Source organism: Cyanobium sp. BA20m-p-22 (assembly GCF_024346275.1).
Lineage (GTDB): Bacteria > Cyanobacteriota > Cyanobacteriia > PCC-6307 > Cyanobiaceae > Cyanobium_A.
Genome location: NZ_JAGQCQ010000012.1, coordinates 1 through 21,415, shown reverse-complemented (window position 1 = coordinate 21,415; position 21,415 = coordinate 1). Strand labels below are relative to the sequence as shown.

The following is a 21,415-nucleotide window of genomic DNA, read 5'->3' as shown; positions in this document are numbered from 1 at the left end:
CAATTGCGCTGCGGCTTGGCAGCCAATCGCCAGTGGCTTTCTACGGTGCAGCGATGGCCCCAGACCTCAAGCACCCAGCCACCGGCGATTTGATTGTGTTGGCAGGTGGTGAGCAGCTTTGGCGGATTGGCTGGCCTGGTGCACCGGTCCTGGTCGTCACCAAGAGCGGACCAGGTGGCAACGCCCTCTACCGGCTGGCTGATCCCAGATGCAAAACCTGGAACAAGGTGGGAGACATGAAGCTGGTTCCCTGGCCAGAAGCCGGCAGCTGAGCCGGCCCAGCCCATCCCAGCCCAACCCATCTCACCAGGAGTAGAACAGCTGTACTGCTGCTTCCACTGGTTTGATGTTGGCCGACCTGCCTATTGGCGAGCCTGTGCCCTTCTGCTTGGGTTCATTGGGTGATGGATTGGATCTCCATGCCGCCCTGATTCCCAACCCGGTCTGCACCTTCTACATGCGGGCCAGCGGCAATGGCATGCGCCAGCACGGCATAAATGATGGCGACCTGATGGTGATCGACCGCAGCGTTGAACCCTGCTCCGGCCATGTCGTCGTCGTTGCCCACCAGGGCAGCTTTCTAATGCGGCCGCTTTTGCGCCAGGGGGAGCAGTGGTTGCTTGAACCGGTGCGGCCAGGAGAGTCAGCAATTCCTTTGGACCTGGAGGTCTTTGATCGCTCAGGGCTATTTGGTGTGGTGGTGCATGCGGTGCATCACCTCAACAAGCCGCATTTGCGGAAGATCTGAGCTGGGGTAGTCAGGGAAGCAAGCAGACTCAAACAAGCGAAATTCGGGTGTTTGATCGCTCCGAGCTTCCACCCGCTCGCTCCCGCTCTGGGATTCCAGCTTTGCGCTGAACAGGCCGCACATCCGGCCTTGCTCCACCCACTCGCGCCTGCTCAGGATTCCGCTGCAGCCCAATCAGGCCCAGGTCCAAAACTCTTGGGTTGCCCACCAGTGACTTGCTCCGGGCTTCCTCAGTCTGAGGCATTCCTGCGTCATGCCTCCGCTTCGGATCAGCCAAACTGAGGCATGGCTCGTTTTGAGGCGCTGATCACGCCGGTTATCGATGGCAACGATCTGCGCGAGACACTCGATCAGATCGCCCAGCAGTGGGGCGGGAGCCTGACCTGGCTGGATCGCCGCAATGCCTCGTTAGACCTTGTCTCAGCTGGCTTACAGCTCAAGTTTCTCTTGGAGCTGCGCCGCGGCGATGACCTGCTCTTGTTGGTCACCAGCCGAGAGGGCATGGGCGCCGGCGCCCCCCGTACCCAAGAGCTATTGGAGAAGCTGCTGGCCTGGATCACAGGCCGCATGCCCAGGTCGCAGGTGACGTACCGCTCGGACCGCGACGGCCCGATCCGTCGAGCGCCACAGGTGCCAATCCGTTGACTGATCACAATTGCCTCATTAGCAGCAGCCATTGATCAGCACTCAAGACGAGCAACTTCCGCAGCCAGAACCAGAGGTTCACAGCCTCGATCGCTAGGGACGCGAGCAGGTCTGTTCACGGACGCGGTGAGGAGGCAGCACGGGTCTTTCAGCAGGGCCACCGGGGACTGGCTGGCCGGGCGTTGAGAAACCCCTCCGCAGCATGCCCCTACAGCTCGCACTAGCAAGGGCTGACGCAAGGCTCGCTGCTCTCGCCCCTGGCTAGTGCTCACCTTTGGGGCGCTTGGTCGGTGTTCTCCGCACCACCTCAGCCATGGCCACTCCCCAAGGCCCCGTCTGTGAAGTCCGCCTGCTTGTGGTTCACCGCTATCAGCCCGGCGTTCAGAAGCTCGGCTCCATTCCCTGTGAGGTCGAGTTCTTTGGCCGCCGCGGTAAGCCCGTCAAAAAGATGCGGCTGATCCCTGCCGAGAAAGCGTTCGCCTTTGCCCGCAAGCTGCAGGGCACCCCCGGCTGCACCGTCTCGGTCTGCTGAGCTCTCGGGCTCAGGCCCGGCTGCCGGTTGGTGGCCGGGCCTTACAGCCAATGGCGGTAAGCACTCCGCTGCCGCCGGGCCCTGGCTTTAGAGCGAGCACTACCGAACTGGGGGCTGCTGCCATCACGGCGACGGCGCACCCAGGTTCCTTTGCTGATCAAGCCAGCGTCTTGGGCGTTGGCGCGGCGTGCAGCAACGATCGCCCCATAGCCCCGCTTTTGTTTGGCGCGGGCACGGGAGCGGGCCTGGCTGGCGCTGGCGGCCGGAACCACGGTGGATGTGGAGCGGTTACGCCAGAACACCAGATACCAGGCCATTGCTCCCTCCCTGCTGGGTGATCAGCGCCGCGGCGCAGCCGCCCTGGGCGTGGTCGCTTTGACGGCCTCCAGGTAGAGCTCAGCGGTGCTCAGCGTCTGCAGGTTTGGGGCAGCGCTGTGGTCATGGCCCGCCTCAGCAACCGTGCCTGCATACAGGCCACTGCGCTGCTGGAACAGGAAGCTGAATACCGGGTGGCGGCGCAGCTCTTCCATGTAGTCGCCATCGCACAGCGCTACGCCATCGGCGGTGAGGGGTTGGCCCTTGCCATCCACCGGCAGCAGCCGCTCACGGCCGTCCACATCCCCCAGTTGGAAGTGACCACCGCACAGCGTCACGAAGGTGTCAAAGAACGTCCCCCGTTCATCGCCGCCAACCCGGCCTTCCGCTTCTGAGAAGAGGCGCTCCAGCAACCGCTCCTTGCGCAGGTTCTGCACCTGGGAGCGGGCCTCATCCCTTTCCTTTTCAACGCTGCGCACTCGTCGGATGTTGGCCTCATTGAGCTGGCGTTCACGGTCACCTACCTGGCGCTCAAACTCTTCTCGCTTGCGCTCGGCGTCCTGCAGGCGGGCGTACTCGTCGGGGTTGATTTCCGAGAAGCGCGACAACTGGGCGCGGGCCTTGCGCAGCTCTTTCTCGAGCTGGTTGCTGCGGCGGCGTTCGGCGCGCAGCGGCTCAGCACTGCTGGTGGTGGCAGCAGGGGGGGCGTCGTTGTCGTTGCTGCCGCTGCTCGAGTCCTGGGGAGGGGCAGAGTCAAAGCTGTCGTCGCCGGTGCCACCGTCGTGGCCACCGGCCTCGTCATCGCCCTCATCGAGGGGATCGAGTTCAGCAGCTAGTGGAGCTAGGGAGCCAGCAGGGCCCTGGTTGGGTTGCTGCTGCTGCTGGCGGTAGGTCTGCCAAGGCACGGCAGGAGCAGGGGACTGGGAAGCAGGGGTCGAAAAGAAGGAGGAGGACATCACCCATCACGGCTGTGGTGTTGCGGGCGCCCCGTCCGGGCTTCGCTCGCTCTACCTGTTGCCAGGGCAGCTGCGATGCACGGCAGCAATAAGGAAGGGACCCGGCTGACACAGCAACGATCTGCCGGAACCTTTAGCCACCACTTGCCAAGAGAGGGTGTCGCTCGAGCAAGAACACAGACATGGCTAGGTTCAAAGCCCCAGCCGACTGACCGCGACGCACGCCTGCGCCAGTTGGTGGTTTTGCGGATCTAGATGGAAGCAAGATGCTGGATGCCAAGTGCCTCCCGGTCTTCCATAGCCCCAGAGGCCGGCCATCAAGAAGTCCCGCTTCATTCATTCAGGCCGAACTGGCCAAGAAGCCGGCATGCAAGCTGTAAGCCAACCTGCTCTGCACCATTGTCGTGATTTCAGGGCCGAATCTTGTGACAGCTGGAACAGCACAGCCCCGATGGTGCAGCGATCTGGTGGTGCTGATCAATGTTTGATCACAGCCCGGCAGATGCGCTGGGCCGCCTCTCGCCCGCCGAACAAATTCCTGGCTGCTGGGCCGATCTGCAGGGCGCTGAGTCCACCCGTCACATGCACAGCGGTGCCTGGCCAGCTCAGGTCGGAGGCCAGCACTGGCCAATCGTTGACCAGTTCAATCGAACGCTGCTGTTGGAGCTGCCGCACCAGTGGGTGCTGGCTGACGCCCTGGCGATGGCCCGTGGCGAGCCAGATCCGATCGGCCTCAAGCTCATGGCCATTCATGCAAGGAAGAGTCCATTGATCGGAGCACCATTGCGCTGAACTCACCTCGCAGTGTTCGTTCATCCGCAGCGCTCCCCCTCGTTGGGCCTGCCTGAGCTGGGCGGCTGTCTCCGGCGTGATGGAACCACCGTCGCGAGCCTCCAGCACCTGGCGATGACGACGCTGCATGCAGGGTTCAGCATGAAAGTCCTTGAGATATTTGGGCCCGAGCCACCCCGGATCGGCATCGAAGGGCTTGTGCTTCAGGGTCCTGCGACACAGCAGATGCACCAGCGCACCCCGCCGAAGCGCTCCCAGGGCCAGGTGGGCGCTGGTGAGCCCACCTCCCACAATGAGGATTCGTTTGCCCTGCAGTTGGTGCAGCGAAGGGAGATGGATCCTGTCGCTGTGCTGCAGGGCTTCTGGCGGATAGTTGCCAGAAATGGCCCCGGCCCAGGAGGGCAACTGAGGCGTTCCGCTACCTGTGGCGATCACCAACCTGCCGGCGGCCACGGTTGTGCCATCGCTGAGTGCCAGCTGCATCGGGCCGCTTCCTACTTGGGGAAGTCGGATGTGCTCCACGCTCGTGGCCTGTACACCCTCATTCAGCTGGTACTCGCTGATGACATGTCGGCAGAAGTCCCCAAAGAGATCGGTGTGGGGGAGGCCATAGGGACCCTCCAGCTGGCGGTTGCGCTGCTGCGATTGCGCAAAGTTCCTCAGGGCATGGGGGTTCGGATGGGGGTGATGGGGCGAGGGTGAGCGCAGCCAGGGGATCTCGTAGCACTCCATCTGCCGTTGCCAGCGGCTCAGCCAGGAGCCGCTGGGATCAAGAATTCGCAGCCGGCGCCGCCATCTGGGGCGCTTCTGCAGCAACAGACAACAGAGGGTGAGGGCCTGGGGACCGGCGCCGGCAATCACTAGGTCAACCATCCAGCCCAGCCTCGACTTGCTGGCAGCGGCTGCAGAGTCCGTGGATTTCAAAGGTGTGGAACAGCGGCCTGAAACCCTGCAGCAAAACCGCACCCAGCCCCAGGCTGCCACTGCTGATCGGGCAAATCGGGAGCGCTTGGATATGACCGCACTGCACACAGGTGAGATGGTGTTCATCTCGATCCACCGGCGCATAGACGGCCTCGCCGCTGGGGAGCTTGCGGCAGCGCACTAATCCGGCTTGCTGCAGTTGTTTGAGAACCCTGTAAACAGTTGCTAGGCCGGTGCTGTGACGCGTTGCTCTCAAGCGCTGGTGCAGTTCCTGAGCGCTGAGCTCGCCGTCCGTCTGCTGGAGCAGCTGGAGCAGGGGCTGCTGCCTGGGGAAAGAAGTCGCGGAAGCCATTGGGGTCGATCCGGGCGGCTGCCTTTGCTAGAACGACAACCATTCTCACTCTTGGGCCCGACCCAGCCTGGCCATGGCCTTCTCTAGCCCCGTTCCCGCCGCCGAGCGCCTGCCAGTGACCGTGCTCACCGGTTACCTCGGTGCAGGCAAGACGACCCTGCTCAACAGGATCCTCACCCATGAGCACGGCTTGAAGGTGGCCGTGATCGTCAATGAGTTTGGCGAAGTGGGCATCGACAACCAGCTGGTGGTTGATACCGATGAGGAGATTTTCGAGATGAACAACGGCTGCATCTGCTGCACCGTGCGCGGCGATCTGATTCGGATCATCGGCAACCTGATGAAGCGGCGTGATCGCTTCGATCACCTGGTGATCGAAACCACCGGCCTGGCGGATCCAGCCCCGGTGATTCAAACGTTCTTTGTCGATGAAGACCTGCGCGATGAGCTGCGACTTGATGCGGTGGTCACCCTGGTGGATCTCAAGCACGTTGAGCTGCATTGGGATACGGAGGAGGTGCAGGAGCAGCTGGCCTTCGCCGATGTGCTGGTGCTCAACAAGGCCGATCTGGTGAGCGACAGCGAGCGCGCCGCGATCGAGCGGCGGGTGCGCGCCATCAACCCCGTGGCTCGCCTGCTCACCAGCCACAACGCCGATGTGCCGATGCAGGAGCTGTTGGGCGTTCAGGCCTTCGAGCTGGAGCGTGCCCTGAGCCTCGATCCAGGCTTTTTGGTGGACGAGCACGCCCATGAGCATGACGATGCTGTGGGTTCTGTGGCCCTGGTGGAGGAGCGGCCCATGGACATGGAGAAGTTGGGCAGCTGGATCTCGGAGCTGGTGAGCAGCCGCGGTCCGGATCTGTTCCGCATGAAGGGCATCATCCAGCTGGCTGGCAAGGATGAGCGCTATGTGCTCCAGTCGGTGCACATGCTGGTTGATGGCGATTTCGATCGCCCCTGGAAAGCCGGTGAGCGACGCCGCAGCGAATTTGTGATCATCGGCCGCAATCTCGATGCTGAGGCCCTGCGAGCCAGCTTCCTGGCGTGTGTGGCCTGAGCAGGCGATGGCTCAGACAACTCTGGTGAGCGAAAGGCTCTGCGGTGATCTGCAGCAGCCAATCTCGGCGATGGCCTGGTCGGTTGATGGTGAGTTTCTAGCCATCACCAGCACCGGTGGTGAATTGCTGCTGCTCGATTTCCGCGCCGGCTGTGAGGAGCTGCTGCGGGGCGACCATGACAGCAGCCTTGACGTGGTCGGTTTCAGCGGCGATGGCCAGTTCCTGATGGCCGCTGGCCAGGCCGGCGAGCTGCTGCTCTGGGAGCTGGGTGGCACCGGGGTGCGGCCGCTGGCCATGGATCCCATCCCCCTGGGCAGCGGCTGGATCGATGCGGCGGCCTGGCAGCCCCGGGGCTTGCTGCTAGCGGTGGCAGCTGGCCGCCAGGTGCGGCTCTGGGATGGAGCCAAGCGCCAATGGCGTGAGCCACCGTTGTCGTTGCCCGGCACGATCCAGACCCTGGCCTGGAGCGCCGATGGGGTACAGCTAGCGGCCAGTTGCCACGGTGAAGTGGTGCTGTGGTGCCCCTTGGACCCTGCGGGCACGGCCCCCCTGCGGGCCCCCACGGGCTCGGCTGGCCTGGCCCTGGCCTTTTCGCCCATCGGTGGGCTTCTGGCCTGTGGCCAGATGGATCGCTCGCTGCTGCTCTGGCCCGAGGAGGGCTATGGCCGACCCTGGCAGTTCAGTGGGTTCCCCGCGAAGGTGCGGGCCCTGGCCTGGAGCGATCAGCCTGGTCGACTGGCACCCGCCTTGGCGGTGGCCTCAGGCGACACCGTGGTGCTGTGGCAACAGCGCAATCAGAGCCAGCAGGGCTGGAAGCCCGAGCCCCTTCTTTGGCATCAGCACCGCGTTCATGCTCTTGCCTTTGCGCCTGATAGCAGCCTGCTGGCCAGTGCCTCCGCCGACGGCACCGTGGCCCTCTGGGATGGACGCGGCCGGATGCGGCAGCCGCTGGAAGGGGAGGGGCAAGGTTTCCAGGCGCTGGCCTGGCGGCCTGATGGCCGTCATCTGGCGGCCGGTGGCGATCAAGGCCGCTGGTGGCTGTGGCCGGTGGAAGTGCCAAGCAGGGAACGTCAGCGGCGTTCCGGTGGGGCCGGGTTTGGTTGAACAGCGGCTCCAACGCCCATGAACGCCTTGAACTGCTCCAAGCGCCGTTGCGGATCAGAGGCGGTCATGGCTGGCTTGTCTCTTTCTGCATAGGGGGTGGAACGGGGTCGTAGCCACCCGGGTGAAGTGGATGACAGCGACCCAGCCGGCAGAGCGACAGCCAGCTGCCGCCGATTATCCCGTGGATCTGGATCGCTTCGATGGCGTACTGGGAGCAGCTGGGAGTGAAGCGACAGTTGGGCCCCAGCAGTGGGCTGATCAGGATCTGGTAGCCGCGGATCAGCAGCAGCAGGAGACGCTTCACGATTTCAGCCATGGTGATGGGAGGGTCCAGCAGGGGTTGGTGGAGCGATCGGACGGCAGGCCCTGCCGTCTGCGACCATCACCCCCGCCTCGATCAGCTGACGCCGCAACCGGTCGGCCAACTGAAAATCGCCGTCCTGACGGGCCTGGAGGCGGCGCTTCTGGAGCTCGGCGATGGCCCCCTCGATCAGCTTCGGCTGCGACCGTTCGAGCTGCTGGGACGGGGCCTGCAAGGCGGCCAGGGCCTGATGGGGATCCTGCTGCAGCAAGCCGAGCAGACGGCCTGAGGCGAGCAGGCTGGCCCTGAGCGATTCCCGCTCAGCAGCGGAGCTGGCGCGTTGCAGCTCCCGGCTCATGCCATGCAGGCGGGCAAGGGTGGCGGAGATGTTGAGATCGTCCGCCAGGGCCTGCAGCACGATCGGATCCGGTTCGCCCTCGTTGCCAGTCGCGCCAACACCTGTCGCGGTGTCGCCACAGGTCAGGGCCCTGTAGAAGGCCGCCAACGTGCGCTTGGCCTGCACGAGACGCTCCTGATTCCAGTCCAGCGGTTGGCGGTAGTGGCTGGCCAGCAGGGCTAAGCGGAGAACTTCACCGGGAACCTGCAGAAGCAGATCTCGGACCAGCAGCACATTGCCGAGGGATTTGGACATCTTCTGCCCAGCCACGGTGATGAAGCTGTTGTGCAGCCAGGTGTGGCAGTAGGGCAGACCGGTGGCGGCACAGCCCTGGGCGATCTCGTTCTCGTGATGGGGAAAGATCAGATCCTGGCCGCCGCCGTGGATGTCGATCGGGAAACCTAGGTGGCGCTGGATCATGGCCGTGCATTCCACGTGCCAGCCGGGCCTTCCGCGACCCCAGGGACTCTCCCAGCCCGACAGGTCGGGACTGGAGGGTTTCCAGAGCACGAAATCCATGGGATCGCGCTTGAACGGCGCCACCTCCACGCGGGCGCCGGCCTGCATTCCTTCCTTCGTGCGGCCGGAGAGCTGGCCGTAGCCGGCAAAGCTGGCCACCTCGAACAGCACATGGCCCGCCGCCACATAGGCATGGCCACGATCCAGCAGTTGGGCGATCAGGAGCTGGATGTCGCTGATGTGCTCGGTGACGCGGGGCTCCCGGTCCGGTGGAAGCACATGCAGAGCGCGCATGTCGGCCTGATACGCGGCAATCGTGCGCTCCGTGATCGTGCGAATGGGCACCCCCTTTGAGGCTGCCGCCGCGTTAATCTTGTCATCGACATCGGTGAAGTTGCGCACATAGATCACCTGCCGATAGGCGTGGCGAAGCAAGCGCACCAACACATCAAAGACCACAGCCGGCCTGGCATTCCCAATGTGGGGCAAGTCATAGACGGTGGGGCCGCACACATACAGCGTCACCCGATCAGGTTGTCCCAGCTGCAGGGGGCGCTTGAGCCGGCTCAGGCTGTCGTGAAGTTGGATCGTGAGGGGTTCCATCAGCTCCCTGACGCTTCCGGCAGCAAGGAGGAGTGATGGTGTGAGATTTTCCACTCACCATCCTCGAGCACATAGATGAAGCTGTAGCGGGCCTGGGCATTGCTGCCGTCAAGGAAGCGGAAGTTGTATAAACCTGCGTCCTGCACCATGTTGCAGCCGATCAGTATTTCCCGCTGGCTGATCTCACCGCTGGGTCGCTTCTGCAGAAAGTGGCTGAAATAGTCCACGATGCTGTCATGGTCTGTTCGGGGCTCATCAGAGAGCGTTGGCAGCAGCACCGCATCGCGGCTGTACAAGTGCGCTATTCGTTCCGGATCCCGGCTCTGCAACGCTTTGTTCCAGCGTTCAAACAGCATCTGAACCTCGGCCTGGCTGATCAAGGCGCAACCACTGGGCCCATCCCCTGGCAGTGAGGGCTGGCGGGATTCGAGCAGCTCCACCTGCAACCAAATCAGCCCGTTGCTGGGCAGGAGGGAATGGCCCACCAGTGCCAGGGGCCGCTGGCGAGGCCCCACGCGCCAGCGCCTTGTGGTTCCTGGCTGCAGGCCTGCCAACTCCATTTCCAGCCAGGCCGGAAGTGTGTCTTGACCAACAGCCAGGGAGAGGAGTTGCCGTTCGGTTTGCCGCCTGCCACTAAGGTCCGTGGCCTGCAGCGCCACGGTCAGCACAGGCGCGGGCTTCTCAGGTGCGCGTGCCACTGGGGTGATGGGGCTCTGCCCCTGCCGTGAAGCTGTTCTGCGCTGCATGGCCAAGGCGGACAACACCAAGCAGCTATCTTACGAGAATGATTATCGTTTGCTGATGCGGAGCATTTGGTGCTGCTCTCGTCCCCCTGGCTCCGGCGTCTGCCGATGACTTCGGACGCGCGGGAATTCTCTGGTCAGGACCCCTGGGAACAGGAACCCTCACCCGAGGAGCAGGAGCGCTTCGAGCGGCTTCACGATGGGCTGCTGCGACGGCAGGACAGCCTGCGGGGGCAGCAACAGCAGCTCTGGGCCTGCCTCCAGGCCATGCAGAGCCTGACGGCGGCTGTTGTCCAGCACCTCGCCAGCGAACCGTCCTCCCTGGCGCGGCAGACCATCGGTCGGCGGCAGGTGCTCAGCGATCTCAGGGCTCTGCAGGCCTGGCTGCTTTCGGTGGAGCTGCTGCTGCAGCGCACCGGTGAGGTGGAGTGGCCGCAGGCTGTCGAGCGCTTGGCTCAGGAGCTGGTCGGTGAGCTGGCCCCTGATCCGCACGGCGAGCAGCGGATGCGGCTCAACCAGCTGTTGGAGTGCAGCACCCGTGATGGTTGAGCTCTCGCAGCCCGCATCAGCCACGGCCCAAGGACCGGTGAAGGAGCAACTGCGCGGCAAGGTTCAGGGATGCATCACCGGCTTGGCCTGGGCTCCCCAGGCTGCCCAATTGGCCATCACCAGCGCTGCTGGGGATTTCATCCTTGTGGATTTCGCGGCCGGCGTGGACTGGCCCTTGCAGGAGGCCACCGCTGCCGGTAGCAAGGGCTTTGACGCCCTGGGTTTTTCCAGCTGTGGCAGCCGGCTGGCTGCCGCCGGTGAGGGTGGTGTGCTCTCGCTCTGGCAACTGGACGGAGACGTGCCCGAACAGAGGCCGGTGCCGCCACTGGGGGGCTGGATTGATCAACTGGCGTGGCAACCGTATGGCGTGTTGCTGGCGGTGGCACGGGGAGCGGAGATCTGCCTCTGGCACAGCGAGGCTCAGATCTGGCTGCCGCCTCTGCGCATCCCGGGGGCTGCGGTGATGGCATTGAGCTGGAGCCCAACGGGCGATCAACTGGCGGCGGGCACGGGCCAGGGGGTGTGGATCTGGCGCCTGCCGCTGACACCGGCTCCTACCCATCGGGCCATGGAGCCGCTGCACCTGGAAACCGGCTCGGCGGTTCTGCAGCTGGTTTGGGGATCGGACCCCCCTTGGCTCGTAGCTGGTTTGCTGGATCGCCGCCTGGTGCTGTGGCGGGATCTGCAGCAACCCATGCTTGGCGTAGGTGACCTGCCGGGCAAGATCCATGCGCTGGCGCTGTCGCGGTTGGCCAGCGGACAGCAAGGGCTGCTGGTCGCAGCGGCGGAGGCCGCTGTGGTGTGGTCGGGCCAGGGGGGTGACCTTGAGGCCTGGAACGCCGTGCTGCTGCCCTTTCATCTGGATCGGATCTCAGCGCTGGCCTGTGGCCCTGCCCAGGCCCCGATCGTCACGGCCTCGCGTGATGGCACCGCGGCGCTGTGGTCGGAAGCCGGATCCCTGCTCCAGGTGCTCGAACTGAATGGCCAGGCGCTCAGCAGCGTGGCCTGGCGAGCCGACCGCAAGGCCCTGGCAGCTGGCGGTGAGGAGGGCGGCTGGGTGATGTGGCCCCTCGATCCGGATGAGGGGGCCAGGGCATGAGCGCCATGGAGCGATGGCCACGCGCCTGCGTCGATCACCTGCGTTTCAACGCCGATGGCTTGATCCCCGCCATCACGCAGGACTGGCTCGACGGTGCGGTGTTGATGTTGGCCTGGATGACCCGCCCATCGCTACTGGCCACGTTTGAGACCGGGCAGGTGCACTACTGGAGCCGCTCGCGCCAGCAGCTCTGGCACAAAGGAGCAACCAGCGGACACATCCAGCTGCTGCGGGGGTTTCGCTACGACTGCGATGCAGACGTGCTGCTGCTAAGCGTGCAGCAGGTGGGGGATGTGGCTTGCCACACCGGCGCCCGCAGTTGTTTTTTTGAAGACGGTGACACGCCAACCGGCGGAGGCCCCCAGGCCCTGCCTCCGCCGGTCGATGCACTCAGCGCACGAGCCCGACTTCGGCCAGATGGGCGCACCAGCGGCGGCGCCATCACCGCTGCTGCTGGGCTTGATGCGGCCTGCCAGCAGCTGACCGAGGACTGGCATCAGGGCGTGGACGGTGAGGATCTTGACCACGCCCTGGCGCTGCTGGACGCTCTGCAGCAAGGCCTCGCCGCCCGCGGCTTCTCCTGGCGTGACGTGCTCAAAAAGGCGAAACAGTCTCCGTTACGATAAGAATGATTCTCATTGCAGCTCCTTCTGTCGTGAGGGTCGCCGCCCTGGTTTCACTGATGGGCCATCCACTCTTGTTGTCTGAATCCTGATGAGCTCTCTCTTCTCCTCTCTGCGGCTCACGGGTCTGCTGGGGCTGGCTCTCTTCCTGGTTGCCTGCGGAGCCCCGCGGCAGGCCAATGACTCCGGCTCCGATGGCAAGGGCTTCAAGGTGATGACCACCTTCCTGCCGATCACCCTGTTCACCAAGGCGGTGGCGGGCGACTGCGCCACGGTCACCGCACTTATCCCTCCCAACCTGGGCCCCCACGACTTCCAGGCCAAACCGGGCGATCTGACGGCCCTGCGCCAGGCAGGGGTGCTGGTGAAGAACGGGCTGGGGATGGAGGCGTTCCTCGACAAGCTCGTGGCCTCCGCAGGCAATTCCCAGCTCAAGGTGATTGATTCCAGCCGCGGCGTCACCACCCTGGAGTCGGCGGAGCACGAGGATGGACATGACGGTGATCCTGATCACGGCGCTGTTAATCCCCACATCTGGCTGGATCCTCTGCGGGCGGTGCAGCAGGTGGCAACCATCCGCGATGGCCTGATCCAGGCCGATCCCAGCTGCGCTGAGGGCTACCGGCGCAACGCTGCTGCTTTCACCGCTCAGTTGAAACAGCTGAACAGCGAGATCGCCAGCCAACTTGAGCCCTATCAGGGCAAAACGTTTGTGGCCTTCCACGACTTCGCCCCCTATTTCGCCCAGCGCTATGGGCTCAAAGCTGATTACTTGGTGGATGTGCCCGAGCTCAATCCATCACCGGCTGATCTGCAGCGGGTGGCGGCCGAGGTGAAGAGCAGCCAGCTCAAGGCCCTGCTCAGCGAGCCCCAGGAAGGCAGCCGCTCCTTCAATACCCTGGCCAAAGATCTGGGCGTGAAGGTGGTGGTGTTCGATCCGATGGAGACGGCCTCGGAGGAAGCCTCGCGGAATCCGGCCACCTACGTCAGCGTGATGCGCCGCAACGTGGCTGATCTACGCCAGGCCTTCGGCCAATGACAGACAACGCCCCAGTGCTGTCGGTTGAAGGCCTGAGCGTTCGCCGTGGCGAGCAGCTGGCTGTGGAGCAGGTGTGCTTTCAGCTCGCCCGCGAAACCGACACGGCCCTGGTGGGTCCCAACGGCGCCGGCAAAAGCAGCCTGGTAGCTGCTTTGTTGGGTCTGCTGCCCAGGGCGGCAGGGTCCGTTCGGATCCTTGGCCATGCGCTCGGTCCGGCGGGCGAATTGCCCCGTGCGGTGCGTGCCCAGATCGCCTACTTGCCCCAGAGCCTGGCGTTGCAGGGCCGCTTCCCGCTCACGGTGGGTGAATTCGTGGGCTTTGGCTTTGATCCACCAGGCCTGAGCTTGGCCTGGCTGGGAAACAGGCGCAGATGCAACGCCGTGCAGCGTGCCCTGGAGCGCACCGGCTGCCAGGACCTGGCAGAACGCCGGCTCAGCGAGCTATCTGGCGGTCAGCTCAAGCGGGTGTTGCTGGCCTTCTGTGTGGTGCGGCACCGCCAGTTGCTGGTGCTCGATGAGGCTCAGGCGGGTCTGGATGCTCCCAGCAGTGAGCAGTTCCAGGAGCTGCTGCTGGATCTGCGCCGCCAGGAAGGCTGGACCGTGCTGCAGGTCTCGCACGATCTGGAGATGGTGCGCCGCAGCTGTAATCAGGTGTTGTGCCTAAATCGGCGCCTGCGTTGCAGCGGTGCCCCCGACCATGCCCTCAGTGCGGCGCGGCTGGCCGAGCTCTATGGCCCCAATGTGGTGCCTTACCGCCATAACCATGCCGGGATTGCTGGCCATGGCTGATGCCGCAGGCTTGCTGGAGATTGTTGGCCAGCCCTTCATGCAGCGGGCCCTGCTCGGCGGCTTGCTTACCGGCGCCCTAGGTGGGCTACTGGGCAGTTTCGCAGTGCTGCGTCAGCTCTCGTTCTTCAGCGATGCCCTCGGTCATTCCGCCCTGCTGGGCATCAGCCTGGGAATCCTGCTGGGGATCAATCCCACCCTGGTGCTGATCCCTTTCGCGGTGGTGTTCGCCCTGCTGGTGAACCAGCTGGTGGCCCGCAGTGGCCTGCCGGCAGACGCCCTGCTGAACATCGTGTATTCCACCTCCCTGGCCTTTGCGGTGGTGGCCCTGAGCCTGGTGGAGACCTACCGCGGCGGCATCCAGCAGCTGCTGTTCGGCGACATCCTCGGCATCAGCTGGAGCGATCTGGTGGTGATCGGCCTGCTGCTGCTGATTGCATTGGGCTATCTCGCCTTGAGCCTGCGGGCCCAGGTGCTGCTCACCCTCAACAGCGATCTCGCTGGAGCCTTCGGGGTGAGGGCCAACCGTCACCGCCTGATCTTCATCGTGCTGCTGGCGGTAGTGGTGGCGGTGTCAATCAAAGCGGTGGGAGTGCTACTGATCAGCGCCTTTGTGGTGATCCCTGCCTGCGGGGGGCGGCTCGTGAGCCGCCACTTCCCGCTCTATGCCCTCGCCTCAGCCACCTTGGGCGGCAGCTGTGCATTGCTTGGCCTACTGGGCTCGGGCCTCACCAACCTGCCCTCCGGTCCGTGTGTGGTGATCGTGCAATTTGCAGGATTCCTGCTGGCGCTGCTGGTCAGCCAGCAGACACGCAACTCTCCAGCAGTTGCCGTGCCAGTAGGGCCCCAAATTCCTGGTGCAGCCCCAGTCGACCAGGAATCACGCTGAGCTGATCAGCCGCCTCCCAGGCCAGAACCTCCATCTCTTTCTTTGAGCGCGGCGGAGCCTCAGCCGCCAGCACCACCTGCAGCGGGCATTTGAGCAACCGCGCCTGCTGCAGCCACCAAGTGCGATCACCTACCGGATCAAGGCCACCGCTCACGAAGGCCACGCTGGCAAAGCGCGCTCCGGGGCGGCGGGCAAGAAGCTGCTGTTCGCGGATCCGAGCCGGTGTGAGCAGGGCGGGGGCGACCCAGACATGACGCCGCAGCATCAGGCGCAGCAGCATTCGGCTGGTGTTGAGCCGGTAGAGCGCCGGGCCGATCCATGGTGCTGCCACAAGACTCCGCAGCCAGTTGAACTGCTGCTGCGGCAAGCCGGTCATCGTCGGCAGGGGCCCGCGCCAGGTGGGGGCCACCAGCACAAGCTCCTGCCACAGCCCAGACCATTCGGTGGCCAGCCCCAGGGCCACCGAGGCACTGTGGCCGGCGGCAACCACAATTGGCAGCTGAGGGGTTGTGGTGCGGAGGTAGGAGAGCACGGCCCGCAGCGCCGAGCGCAGCAGGGCGGCGTCGTAGGCAATCGCTGGCCGGTCACTGTCGCCGAAACCGGGCCAGTCGAAGCTCACCAGCTGGCGCCGATCGCCCATCACATTCGCAAAGGCTTTCCATTCACCGCGGCTCGACACGGTGCTCAGCGCCGGCAGCAGCAACCAAAGGGGGGCCGCCGCAGGCCCCCGGCGCTCCAGCACCAAGCGCAGCTGTCGGCCGGCCAGGTCAACCTGCAGGGTCTCCAAAGTCCCCCCCAGCTGCGGGGTCATGCAAACCCCCGCGCCCGCTGCTGGGACCTGCTGCCGGCGGTAAGAAAGTCAAAGCGATCAGTGCCGGGGTCGTAGATGGTGTAGTGGACGCCAGCCCCGATGCCGATCACCTGGCGCTTGGGAACGCTCTGCTGCTGGTGCCGTTGGCCCTCCAGATCCCGCACCTGCGACTCAATGCCGCCGCCAGTGAGTTCGATGCTGAACTGCTGGCCGCTGCGCGCTGTGAACAGCCGGTTCACCTCCATGCGGGTGAGCCGATCAAGCAACAACAGGGGTGAGCTGTCCGGGCCCAGGCTGTCTTCCACGGTGGCCGAGCTGCCATGCAGCAGGGCGCAGTCGAGCTCGATGAAGCCGAACTGCAGCTCCGCCAGCCAGCCCATGTGGCCAGGATCCACGGCCTGGAGCAGGGCATCCACGGCCGTCTCCCCCTGGCTGAGGCGCAGGGCATCGGCTCGCCGCCCGCCCCGGTATCCCCGTTCGGCCAACAGCTGGTCCTCCCACCAGCCATATAGGCACTGCGGCTGCAGTTCGCCACGACGCGGCTGCTGCAACCGGCTCAGCAGGGCATCGCAATTCCGTGCCGGACCGATCACATCCCCCAACACAAAAAGGGTGTCCACCCGCCGGGTGTGGCGCAGATCTTCCTGGATGGCCTCATAGGCCTCCAGATCTCCGCGCAGACCACTTATTAAGGCCCAGCGTGCCATCAGCGCTCACACACGTGGCTGGCGTCATCGGCCCGCTCGGCGTATTCGAAGCCATGGCGCAGGCGCCACGCGAAGATCGGCGGCAGGCCGGATTCGACGATGGCCCGGCAGGTGCGCTCCACGTCGTAGGGAACCTCCCGGATCTCCACGCTGTCCGCGGCTTCGTCGTGAATCACGTAAGTGGCGCTGGTGCCGCCGTGCCGCGGTTCCCCCACCGAGCCGGCGTTGATGATGCGGCGCACCGGCAAATTGATTTCTCTTTCTACAGATGGGCCGCCGCTGGCTACACCTTCCTGCACGCGCACCCGGATCGATCCATCCCGCAGCTCCCTCACATAGGGATGATGGGTATGACCACAGAACAGGGTGTCGGCTCCGGCGGTTTCGACCCGCTCCAGCGCCGCGAAGGCATCCATGTCAGGCAGCAGGTATTCGTGCTGACTGTTGGGACTGCCATGGACGAACAGCAGCCGATCGCGCCGCAGCGACATCGGCAGGTTGGCAAGAAAATCTTTGTTCTCCTCGCTCAGCTGATCGGCCGTCCACTGATGGGCCAGATGGCCTCGCCTTTCCGCCAGCTGGGAGGGGTAGCTGCAGTCGCAGGCGTTGAGGCCTTCGATGATGTCCTCATCCCAGCAGCCCTGGCAGGTGGGGATGGCGCGCTGACGGATTAACTCCACCACCTCATTGGGCTGGGGGCCGTAGCCCACCAGATCGCCCAGGCAGGTGATGGTGTCGATGCCCTGTTGGTCGATGTCGGCGAGCACGGCCTCCAGGGCGGCGTGGTTGGCGTGCAGGCAGGAGATCACGGCGTGGGCCATGGCGATCAGGTAGCAGGGGATGGATGGGACGGGGCCTCGCTGAGCAGGCAGTCGGCGAGGGTGACCTCGATGGCGGCAGGTTCGAGGTCCTTGCCCTGCACGACCAGGAGGGACAGGCGCTCCGGGCGGCAGTCGGGCGGGGCACTCGTCTGCAAAGGCAGAAACTGGGAGCCCTCCTGGCTCACCATCCAGTTGCAGAAGAAGGCCCGGCCATCGGGCAGGTTCATCAGGGCCTTGGCGCGATACACATCGCCATAGGCGCCGTTCACCAGTTCAAACCAGAAGCTGCTCAGGCTGGCCGGATCCCACACACTCCCAGCCAGGTTCCTTTCCCAGGCCTGCAAACTGGTGAAATCCAGGGTGTCCTGGCGGGGCAAGGCGGTATCTCGCCCGAAGTGCAAATGCTCGTCGGGCTTGAGATGCAAGGCCTCCAGTTGGGGAATCACGCGCCGGTCCACCCCACCAAGACCCGATTCCGTCGGCGGCTGGAACTGGGGTAGTTCAATCAGCGCCAGAAGGTGCTCCGGCCTTGGTGCCAGGGCCTGATCGAGATCGGCCAGATCCAGCAGCCTCGGGAACTGGTCCTGCAGGTAGGCCAGATCGATACCGCCGTCAGGCGCCTGGGCTAGCCCTTCGTCGGGGTAGCCGGCCAGCCGCAGATACCCGCATGGGCCTCGATGAGCCTGGACCCGCTTCAGGATCCAGCTGGTTTTACCGCAGCCAGGCGGTCCAGAGATCAGCAGGGTCTGGCTCATGGCAGCGCTACGCAGGCCTCGAGCTGGGCCTTAAGCGTTGCCTGGTCAATGCCCTTGCCGATCACCACCACTTTGGTGTGGCGCTCTGAGCCATCGGGCCAGTCGGAGTCATCGATCGTGAAGCGCTTGCCGCAGAGGTGAAACAAATGGCGCCGTTCGCTTTCGCGGAACCAGAGCACCCCTTTGGCGCGGAACACCGATTCAGGCAGCTGGATGTCAAGGAAGTGCTGGAAGCGCCTCAGATCGAACGGCGCCTCCACCGCCAGGCTCACGGAACTGAAGCCCTCCAGCTCCGGGGTGTGGGGATGGTGGTGATGCTCGTGGTGGTGGTGATCCCCGTGGTTGTGATGTTGTTCATGGGCATCTTCCTGGGCCTGGAGCGATGCCAGGCGATCAGTTTCAAACAACCCCACGCTCAGCAGCAGGCCCAAGGGAACATCACCGCGGCTGGCCCGCAGAATTCGTGCGTCGGTTTTGATCGCCCGCAGCTCGGCCTCAACCTCCTTCAGCCGTAGCTCATCAACCAGGTCGGCTTTGTTGAGCAGCAGGATGTCGCCATAAACCACCTGGGCGCGAGCGATCGGGCTTTCGAGGGCTGTGACGCTGAAGTGTTCGGCATCGATCACGGTGATGATCGAATCGAGCCGCAGCCGATCGCGCAGGTCCCCGGCCATGAACGTCATGGCCACGGGAAGCGGATCGGCTAGGCCGGTGGTTTCCACCACGATCAGATCCAGTGGCTCGGGGCGTTCGAGCACCCGATGCACCGCCTCCTGCAGCTCCCCATTGATCGAGCAGCAGATGCAGCCGTTGCTGAGCTCCACCATCTGATCACTGGTGGCCACCACGAGCTCGTTGTCGATCCCCACCTCACCGAATTCATTGACCAGCACGGCGCTGCGCAGCCCCTGCTGGTTGCTGAGGATGTGGTTAAGCAGGGTGGTCTTACCAGCGCCGAGGAAGCCGGTGAGCAGGGTGACGGGCACCTGCGCCTGGGACTGCTCCGCTGGAGGGACCATGACCGCGACACAGATTGAGAACGGTTTTCATTCTGGCATTGAGCGCTGGTCGGGCTGCGCGTGATGGCAGATTGTGCACATGTACACGATTCGCCATGTCGGCCTCTGACCGCCACTGCACCTCAAGCCGAACCGGCAAGGTGATGCTCTCTTGCTGGATTCCGGAAGACCTGCGCCAGCAACTCGATCGCGCCTGGGCCGAACAGGGTTTGAGGCCCCATGGCCGCACTCAGAAGGGCATGGAACAGATGATCAAACACTTTCTTGCACACCAGTCCGTAGACCAGTAGGCCGTGCCACCGGCTTCCATCGACATTTTCTGGAGGCACTGATCGCCTGGAGGTTGATCGGTTTGCCGTTGCTGTTGATCGCAACACCTTGGTTCAACAGTGGCGTGCAAGCCTCCTTGCCCTGGCCTCCGGGACATGCAGCCATAGAGAGGGTGCACGCGCGTTTTGTTCTGAAACTCGATGGCGGTCATCAGCAAGGGGATATCCCTGGCAGAGGCATCTCGAGCGCTAGCCCCTGTACGCCTGAACCCTGCTACCTGGTTCAACCGATCGACTCCACTGCCTCGTCCAGCACGGGAGCAGAGCGCCTCGCTGGCAGGTAGATCCACTCCCCAGCAGGTAAGGGAGTGGAGGGCAGATAACCCGGCACCAGCAGTTGCATCCCGGCCGGGATTGGCGTGGTGGAGCGGTAGACGGGCAGCAGCAGGGTGGTGCCAGGCGGCAACGGTTCCTCGCTGGGCCAGCTGCTCAGCTCAGGGTTGAACTCGCGCAGCAGGGAGAGGCTGAGGTTCTGCTCGCTCGCCACGCTGCTCAACGTCTCGCCCTCTCTGGTGAGGTAGGCCTCGCTCTGCTGCAGCACCGGGTTGAGGCTGCGCAGCTTCTCTTCTGTTGTTCCGTGCCGGCCAGCCAGCACCGCCAACGAATCACCCTCAACTGCGGTGATCGCCTGGGTGCTTTCCAGCTGCGGGTTGCTCCGCCGCAAGGTGGCCACGGTGGTGCCGTAGCGCTCGGCGATCAGGTTCAACGTGTCGCCAGCTCTAAGCACCAGCACGCTGTGGGGCCTGAGCACCAGCTGGATGGCCTCCCCCAGCAGCGGCTGCACCAATAAACCAATGCCACCGGGGCCGTAGTCCGCCCCGAAGTGCTGCACCAGGCAGCCGGCGAACTGGGGCCGACCGCCAGATGGCAGTCCGCCCTGGGGCGACAGCTGGGCTAGGTCCCCCAGCCACATCACCCCCTGGCAGGGAGCCTGCACCGTGCCCAGCAGCGTTGGGTCCCAGGGCAGCGGCGCCTCATCACGAAAGCCTGGGGTGGCCCAGGCCAGCTCGGCCGTAAGCCAGTCAAAGGTGTTGCTGGTGCTCACCGGCAGGATTGCTGAGCGGCAGAGGTAGCCCTGCAGCAGCACATCACCCGGGTCGGTGAGGGCGGTGTCGTTGTAGCCGCCCACGATGCCGCCCTGCTCCAGAAAGCAGTCGATCACGTGGCGGCGGATAGGAACCGGACTGCGGCTCTCGGGCCGGTCCACCTCAAACAGGCAGAGGCGGGCATTGGCATAGGGCTGCAACGCGAGCCATAGGGGCGCCGCCACCGGCAGGGCCACCCGGCTGTCGATTGCGGGTGAGGCCGCTGGCAATCCCACCAGCTGGCCCCACTGCCCTGCAGATCGCACGGGGTTAAGTCCCTGGTTCAGCGGCGAGAGGGGCTGCTCCATCGCTCAACCCCGCACCAGAGATCCCTGGAAGGGATCGGTCGTGCATTGGCGCCAGTTCTGGAGCCGCGGCAGCAGCAGCGCCAGCTGGCCGATGTGCTGACTTCTCTGCCTGTTCAGCACCACTGCTGGTGATGGGCCAGCGGGGTTCCACTCGCTTTCGGTTTCCTCCAGCAGCAGCTCAGTGGCGTACTCGACCACCGCCAATTTGCTCAGCGGCAGCGGGTTGGGAACGACCCCACCGGCCACGCCTTTGCGCTTGCTGCGCACCGGGCTGTTTACCTCCGCCGGGGTTAAGGAGGCCAGCTGCTGATCCAGGCCCGCGATTGCATCGAGGTGGCCTTGGGCGGTGCACACGCCCGTGGGGTAGTGGGTCTGGAGCAGGGCCATCTCCCGGTTCAGGGCCGCTAGGGCAGCACTGGTAACCGGGATGGAAAGAGCGATGCGTAGGGCCTCGGCGTCACCGTGGCGCCAGCTGCAGGTGGGCGGGGAGGGCTGGGTCATACCCCCCGTTGCCAGCTCAGCTGCTGCTGCCCCCAGTGATCTCGCCCAGTCCCAGCTGCTGGCGCAGCTCGGCCCCGTCGATCACCCCCCGCTCGTGCAGCACCAGCCACTCCTGCACTGAGGGCTGGGGTTTACGCGGTGGCTGCGGCGGCACCAGTGGGCAAAT

At 64.6% G+C, this 21,415-nt stretch carries 27 protein-coding genes; 13 read left to right on the top strand and 14 right to left on the bottom strand.

Annotation, left to right across the window (positions count from 1 at the left end; genetic code table 11):
* Positions 1 to 53 precede the first annotated feature (53 nt).
* From KBZ15_RS02195 to KBZ15_RS02180, 4 genes are all read left to right on the top strand, one after another.
* A complete protein-coding gene (locus KBZ15_RS02195) occupies positions 54 to 272 on the top strand; it encodes a hypothetical protein (protein WP_255013007.1) in 219 nt (72 codons plus the stop codon).
* Positions 273 to 346: 74 nt separating this feature from the next.
* Positions 347 to 748, top strand: coding sequence for a LexA family transcriptional regulator (locus tag KBZ15_RS02190; RefSeq protein WP_255013006.1), 402 nt, complete (start codon positions 347 to 349; stop codon positions 746 to 748).
* Positions 749 to 1,033: 285 nt separating this feature from the next.
* A complete protein-coding gene (locus KBZ15_RS02185; protein ID WP_255013004.1) occupies positions 1,034 to 1,393 on the top strand; it encodes a hypothetical protein in 360 nt (119 codons plus the stop codon).
* 283 nt (positions 1,394 to 1,676) lie between these two features.
* Entirely contained in the window at positions 1,677 to 1,925 is a 249-nt protein-coding gene (locus KBZ15_RS02180; protein ID WP_255013003.1) for a hypothetical protein, read from the top strand.
* A 41-nt stretch (positions 1,926 to 1,966) separates the two neighbouring features.
* Here KBZ15_RS02180 and KBZ15_RS02175 read toward each other — a convergent pair whose 3' ends face one another.
* From KBZ15_RS02175 to KBZ15_RS02160, 4 genes are all read right to left on the bottom strand, one after another.
* Positions 1,967 to 2,242, bottom strand: coding sequence for a hypothetical protein (locus KBZ15_RS02175; protein ID WP_255013001.1), 276 nt, complete (start codon positions 2,240 to 2,242; stop codon positions 1,967 to 1,969).
* 21 nt (positions 2,243 to 2,263) lie between these two features.
* Positions 2,264 to 3,196, bottom strand: coding sequence for a hypothetical protein (locus KBZ15_RS02170; protein ID WP_255012999.1), 933 nt, complete (start codon positions 3,194 to 3,196; stop codon positions 2,264 to 2,266).
* A 477-nt stretch (positions 3,197 to 3,673) separates the two neighbouring features.
* On the bottom strand, positions 3,674 to 4,861 hold the full coding sequence (locus KBZ15_RS02165) for an FAD-dependent oxidoreductase (protein WP_255012998.1): 1,188 nt from the start codon (positions 4,859 to 4,861) through the stop codon (positions 3,674 to 3,676).
* A complete protein-coding gene (locus tag KBZ15_RS02160; RefSeq protein ID WP_255012996.1) occupies positions 4,854 to 5,264 on the bottom strand; it encodes a Fur family transcriptional regulator in 411 nt (136 codons plus the stop codon). Before KBZ15_RS02160 ends, KBZ15_RS02165 begins: the two co-directional genes overlap by 8 nt.
* A gap of 73 nt (positions 5,265 to 5,337) precedes the next feature.
* Here KBZ15_RS02160 and KBZ15_RS02155 point away from each other — a divergent pair, with 73 nt between their 5' ends.
* On the top strand, positions 5,338 to 6,321 hold the full coding sequence (locus KBZ15_RS02155; RefSeq protein WP_255012994.1) for a GTP-binding protein: 984 nt from the start codon (positions 5,338 to 5,340) through the stop codon (positions 6,319 to 6,321).
* Positions 6,322 to 6,328: 7 nt separating this feature from the next.
* Positions 6,329 to 7,426, top strand: a complete 1,098-nt coding sequence (locus tag KBZ15_RS02150) for a WD40 repeat domain-containing protein (protein ID WP_255012993.1) — start codon at positions 6,329 to 6,331, stop codon at positions 7,424 to 7,426.
* Positions 7,427 to 7,490: 64 nt separating this feature from the next.
* Here KBZ15_RS02150 and yidD read toward each other — a convergent pair whose 3' ends face one another.
* The 3 genes from yidD to KBZ15_RS02135 are packed head-to-tail and all read right to left on the bottom strand — an operon-like array spanning position 7,491 to position 9,884.
* The gene (yidD, locus tag KBZ15_RS02145) at positions 7,491 to 7,730 is read right to left on the bottom strand and encodes a membrane protein insertion efficiency factor YidD (protein ID WP_396123383.1); all 240 of its coding nucleotides are present in this window, start codon (positions 7,728 to 7,730) and stop codon (positions 7,491 to 7,493) included.
* A gap of 4 nt (positions 7,731 to 7,734) precedes the next feature.
* Complete coding sequence (cysS, locus tag KBZ15_RS02140; protein WP_255012991.1) at positions 7,735 to 9,186, bottom strand: cysteine--tRNA ligase; 1,452 nt, start codon at positions 9,184 to 9,186, stop codon at positions 7,735 to 7,737.
* Positions 9,186 to 9,884, bottom strand: a complete 699-nt coding sequence (locus tag KBZ15_RS02135; RefSeq protein ID WP_255012989.1) for an SgcJ/EcaC family oxidoreductase — start codon at positions 9,882 to 9,884, stop codon at positions 9,186 to 9,188. Before KBZ15_RS02135 ends, cysS begins: the two co-directional genes overlap by 1 nt.
* A gap of 153 nt (positions 9,885 to 10,037) precedes the next feature.
* On the opposite strand from KBZ15_RS02135, the gene KBZ15_RS02130 reads away from it, so the two are divergent.
* The 6 genes from KBZ15_RS02130 (at position 10,038) to KBZ15_RS02105 (ending at position 14,913) form a co-directional block, all read left to right on the top strand.
* Positions 10,038 to 10,478, top strand: coding sequence for a hypothetical protein (locus tag KBZ15_RS02130; RefSeq protein WP_254932350.1), 441 nt, complete (start codon positions 10,038 to 10,040; stop codon positions 10,476 to 10,478).
* Entirely contained in the window at positions 10,471 to 11,577 is a 1,107-nt protein-coding gene (locus KBZ15_RS02125) for a WD40 repeat domain-containing protein (protein WP_255012987.1), read from the top strand. The genes KBZ15_RS02130 and KBZ15_RS02125 overlap by 8 nt, the downstream gene beginning before the upstream one ends.
* Before the next feature lie 5 nt (positions 11,578 to 11,582).
* Positions 11,583 to 12,203 (top strand): phosphoribosyl-AMP cyclohydrolase, encoded by a 621-nt coding sequence (gene hisI / locus KBZ15_RS02120; protein ID WP_255012986.1) that lies wholly within the window; start codon positions 11,583 to 11,585, stop codon positions 12,201 to 12,203.
* 88 nt (positions 12,204 to 12,291) lie between these two features.
* The gene (locus KBZ15_RS02115) at positions 12,292 to 13,239 is read left to right on the top strand and encodes a metal ABC transporter substrate-binding protein (RefSeq protein ID WP_255012984.1); all 948 of its coding nucleotides are present in this window, start codon (positions 12,292 to 12,294) and stop codon (positions 13,237 to 13,239) included.
* The gene (locus tag KBZ15_RS02110) at positions 13,236 to 14,027 is read left to right on the top strand and encodes a metal ABC transporter ATP-binding protein (protein WP_255012982.1); all 792 of its coding nucleotides are present in this window, start codon (positions 13,236 to 13,238) and stop codon (positions 14,025 to 14,027) included. The genes KBZ15_RS02115 and KBZ15_RS02110 overlap by 4 nt, the downstream gene beginning before the upstream one ends.
* Positions 14,020 to 14,913, top strand: a complete 894-nt coding sequence (locus tag KBZ15_RS02105) for a metal ABC transporter permease (protein WP_255012980.1) — start codon at positions 14,020 to 14,022, stop codon at positions 14,911 to 14,913. Before KBZ15_RS02110 ends, KBZ15_RS02105 begins: the two co-directional genes overlap by 8 nt.
* Here the strand turns inward: KBZ15_RS02105 and KBZ15_RS02100 are convergent.
* From KBZ15_RS02100 to KBZ15_RS02080, 5 genes are read right to left on the bottom strand one after another with little or no spacing between them, the layout of a single operon-like run.
* Positions 14,822 to 15,724: an alpha/beta fold hydrolase gene (locus KBZ15_RS02100; RefSeq protein WP_255012978.1), complete on the bottom strand. Its 903-nt coding sequence runs from the start codon at positions 15,722 to 15,724 to the stop codon at positions 14,822 to 14,824. The two genes, KBZ15_RS02105 and KBZ15_RS02100, sit on opposite strands and share 92 nt — an antisense overlap.
* Positions 15,721 to 16,431 carry a phosphoesterase gene (locus tag KBZ15_RS02095; RefSeq protein WP_255012976.1) on the bottom strand — a complete coding sequence of 237 codons (711 nt, stop codon included), beginning with the start codon at positions 16,429 to 16,431 and terminating at the stop codon, positions 15,721 to 15,723. Before KBZ15_RS02095 ends, KBZ15_RS02100 begins: the two co-directional genes overlap by 4 nt.
* Positions 16,431 to 17,252 (bottom strand): metallophosphoesterase, encoded by an 822-nt coding sequence (locus KBZ15_RS02090; protein ID WP_255012974.1) that lies wholly within the window; start codon positions 17,250 to 17,252, stop codon positions 16,431 to 16,433. The genes KBZ15_RS02095 and KBZ15_RS02090 overlap by 1 nt, the downstream gene beginning before the upstream one ends.
* Before the next feature lie 5 nt (positions 17,253 to 17,257).
* The gene (locus KBZ15_RS02085; RefSeq protein ID WP_255012972.1) at positions 17,258 to 18,007 is read right to left on the bottom strand and encodes a GTP-binding protein; all 750 of its coding nucleotides are present in this window, start codon (positions 18,005 to 18,007) and stop codon (positions 17,258 to 17,260) included.
* A complete protein-coding gene (locus tag KBZ15_RS02080; protein WP_255012970.1) occupies positions 18,004 to 19,026 on the bottom strand; it encodes a GTP-binding protein in 1,023 nt (340 codons plus the stop codon). The genes KBZ15_RS02085 and KBZ15_RS02080 overlap by 4 nt, the downstream gene beginning before the upstream one ends.
* 95 nt (positions 19,027 to 19,121) lie before the next feature.
* Between KBZ15_RS02080 and KBZ15_RS02075 the strand changes: the two genes are divergently transcribed.
* Positions 19,122 to 19,316, top strand: coding sequence for a hypothetical protein (locus tag KBZ15_RS02075; RefSeq protein ID WP_180667569.1), 195 nt, complete (start codon positions 19,122 to 19,124; stop codon positions 19,314 to 19,316).
* A gap of 262 nt (positions 19,317 to 19,578) precedes the next feature.
* Here KBZ15_RS02075 and KBZ15_RS02070 read toward each other — a convergent pair whose 3' ends face one another.
* Together KBZ15_RS02070 and KBZ15_RS02065 are read right to left on the bottom strand one after the other, a co-directional pair.
* Positions 19,579 to 20,748 (bottom strand): LysM peptidoglycan-binding domain-containing protein, encoded by a 1,170-nt coding sequence (locus tag KBZ15_RS02070; RefSeq protein WP_255012968.1) that lies wholly within the window; start codon positions 20,746 to 20,748, stop codon positions 19,579 to 19,581.
* Between the two features lie 3 nt (positions 20,749 to 20,751).
* On the bottom strand, positions 20,752 to 21,249 hold the full coding sequence (locus tag KBZ15_RS02065) for a hypothetical protein (RefSeq protein WP_255012966.1): 498 nt from the start codon (positions 21,247 to 21,249) through the stop codon (positions 20,752 to 20,754).
* Positions 21,250 to 21,415 lie beyond the last annotated feature (166 nt).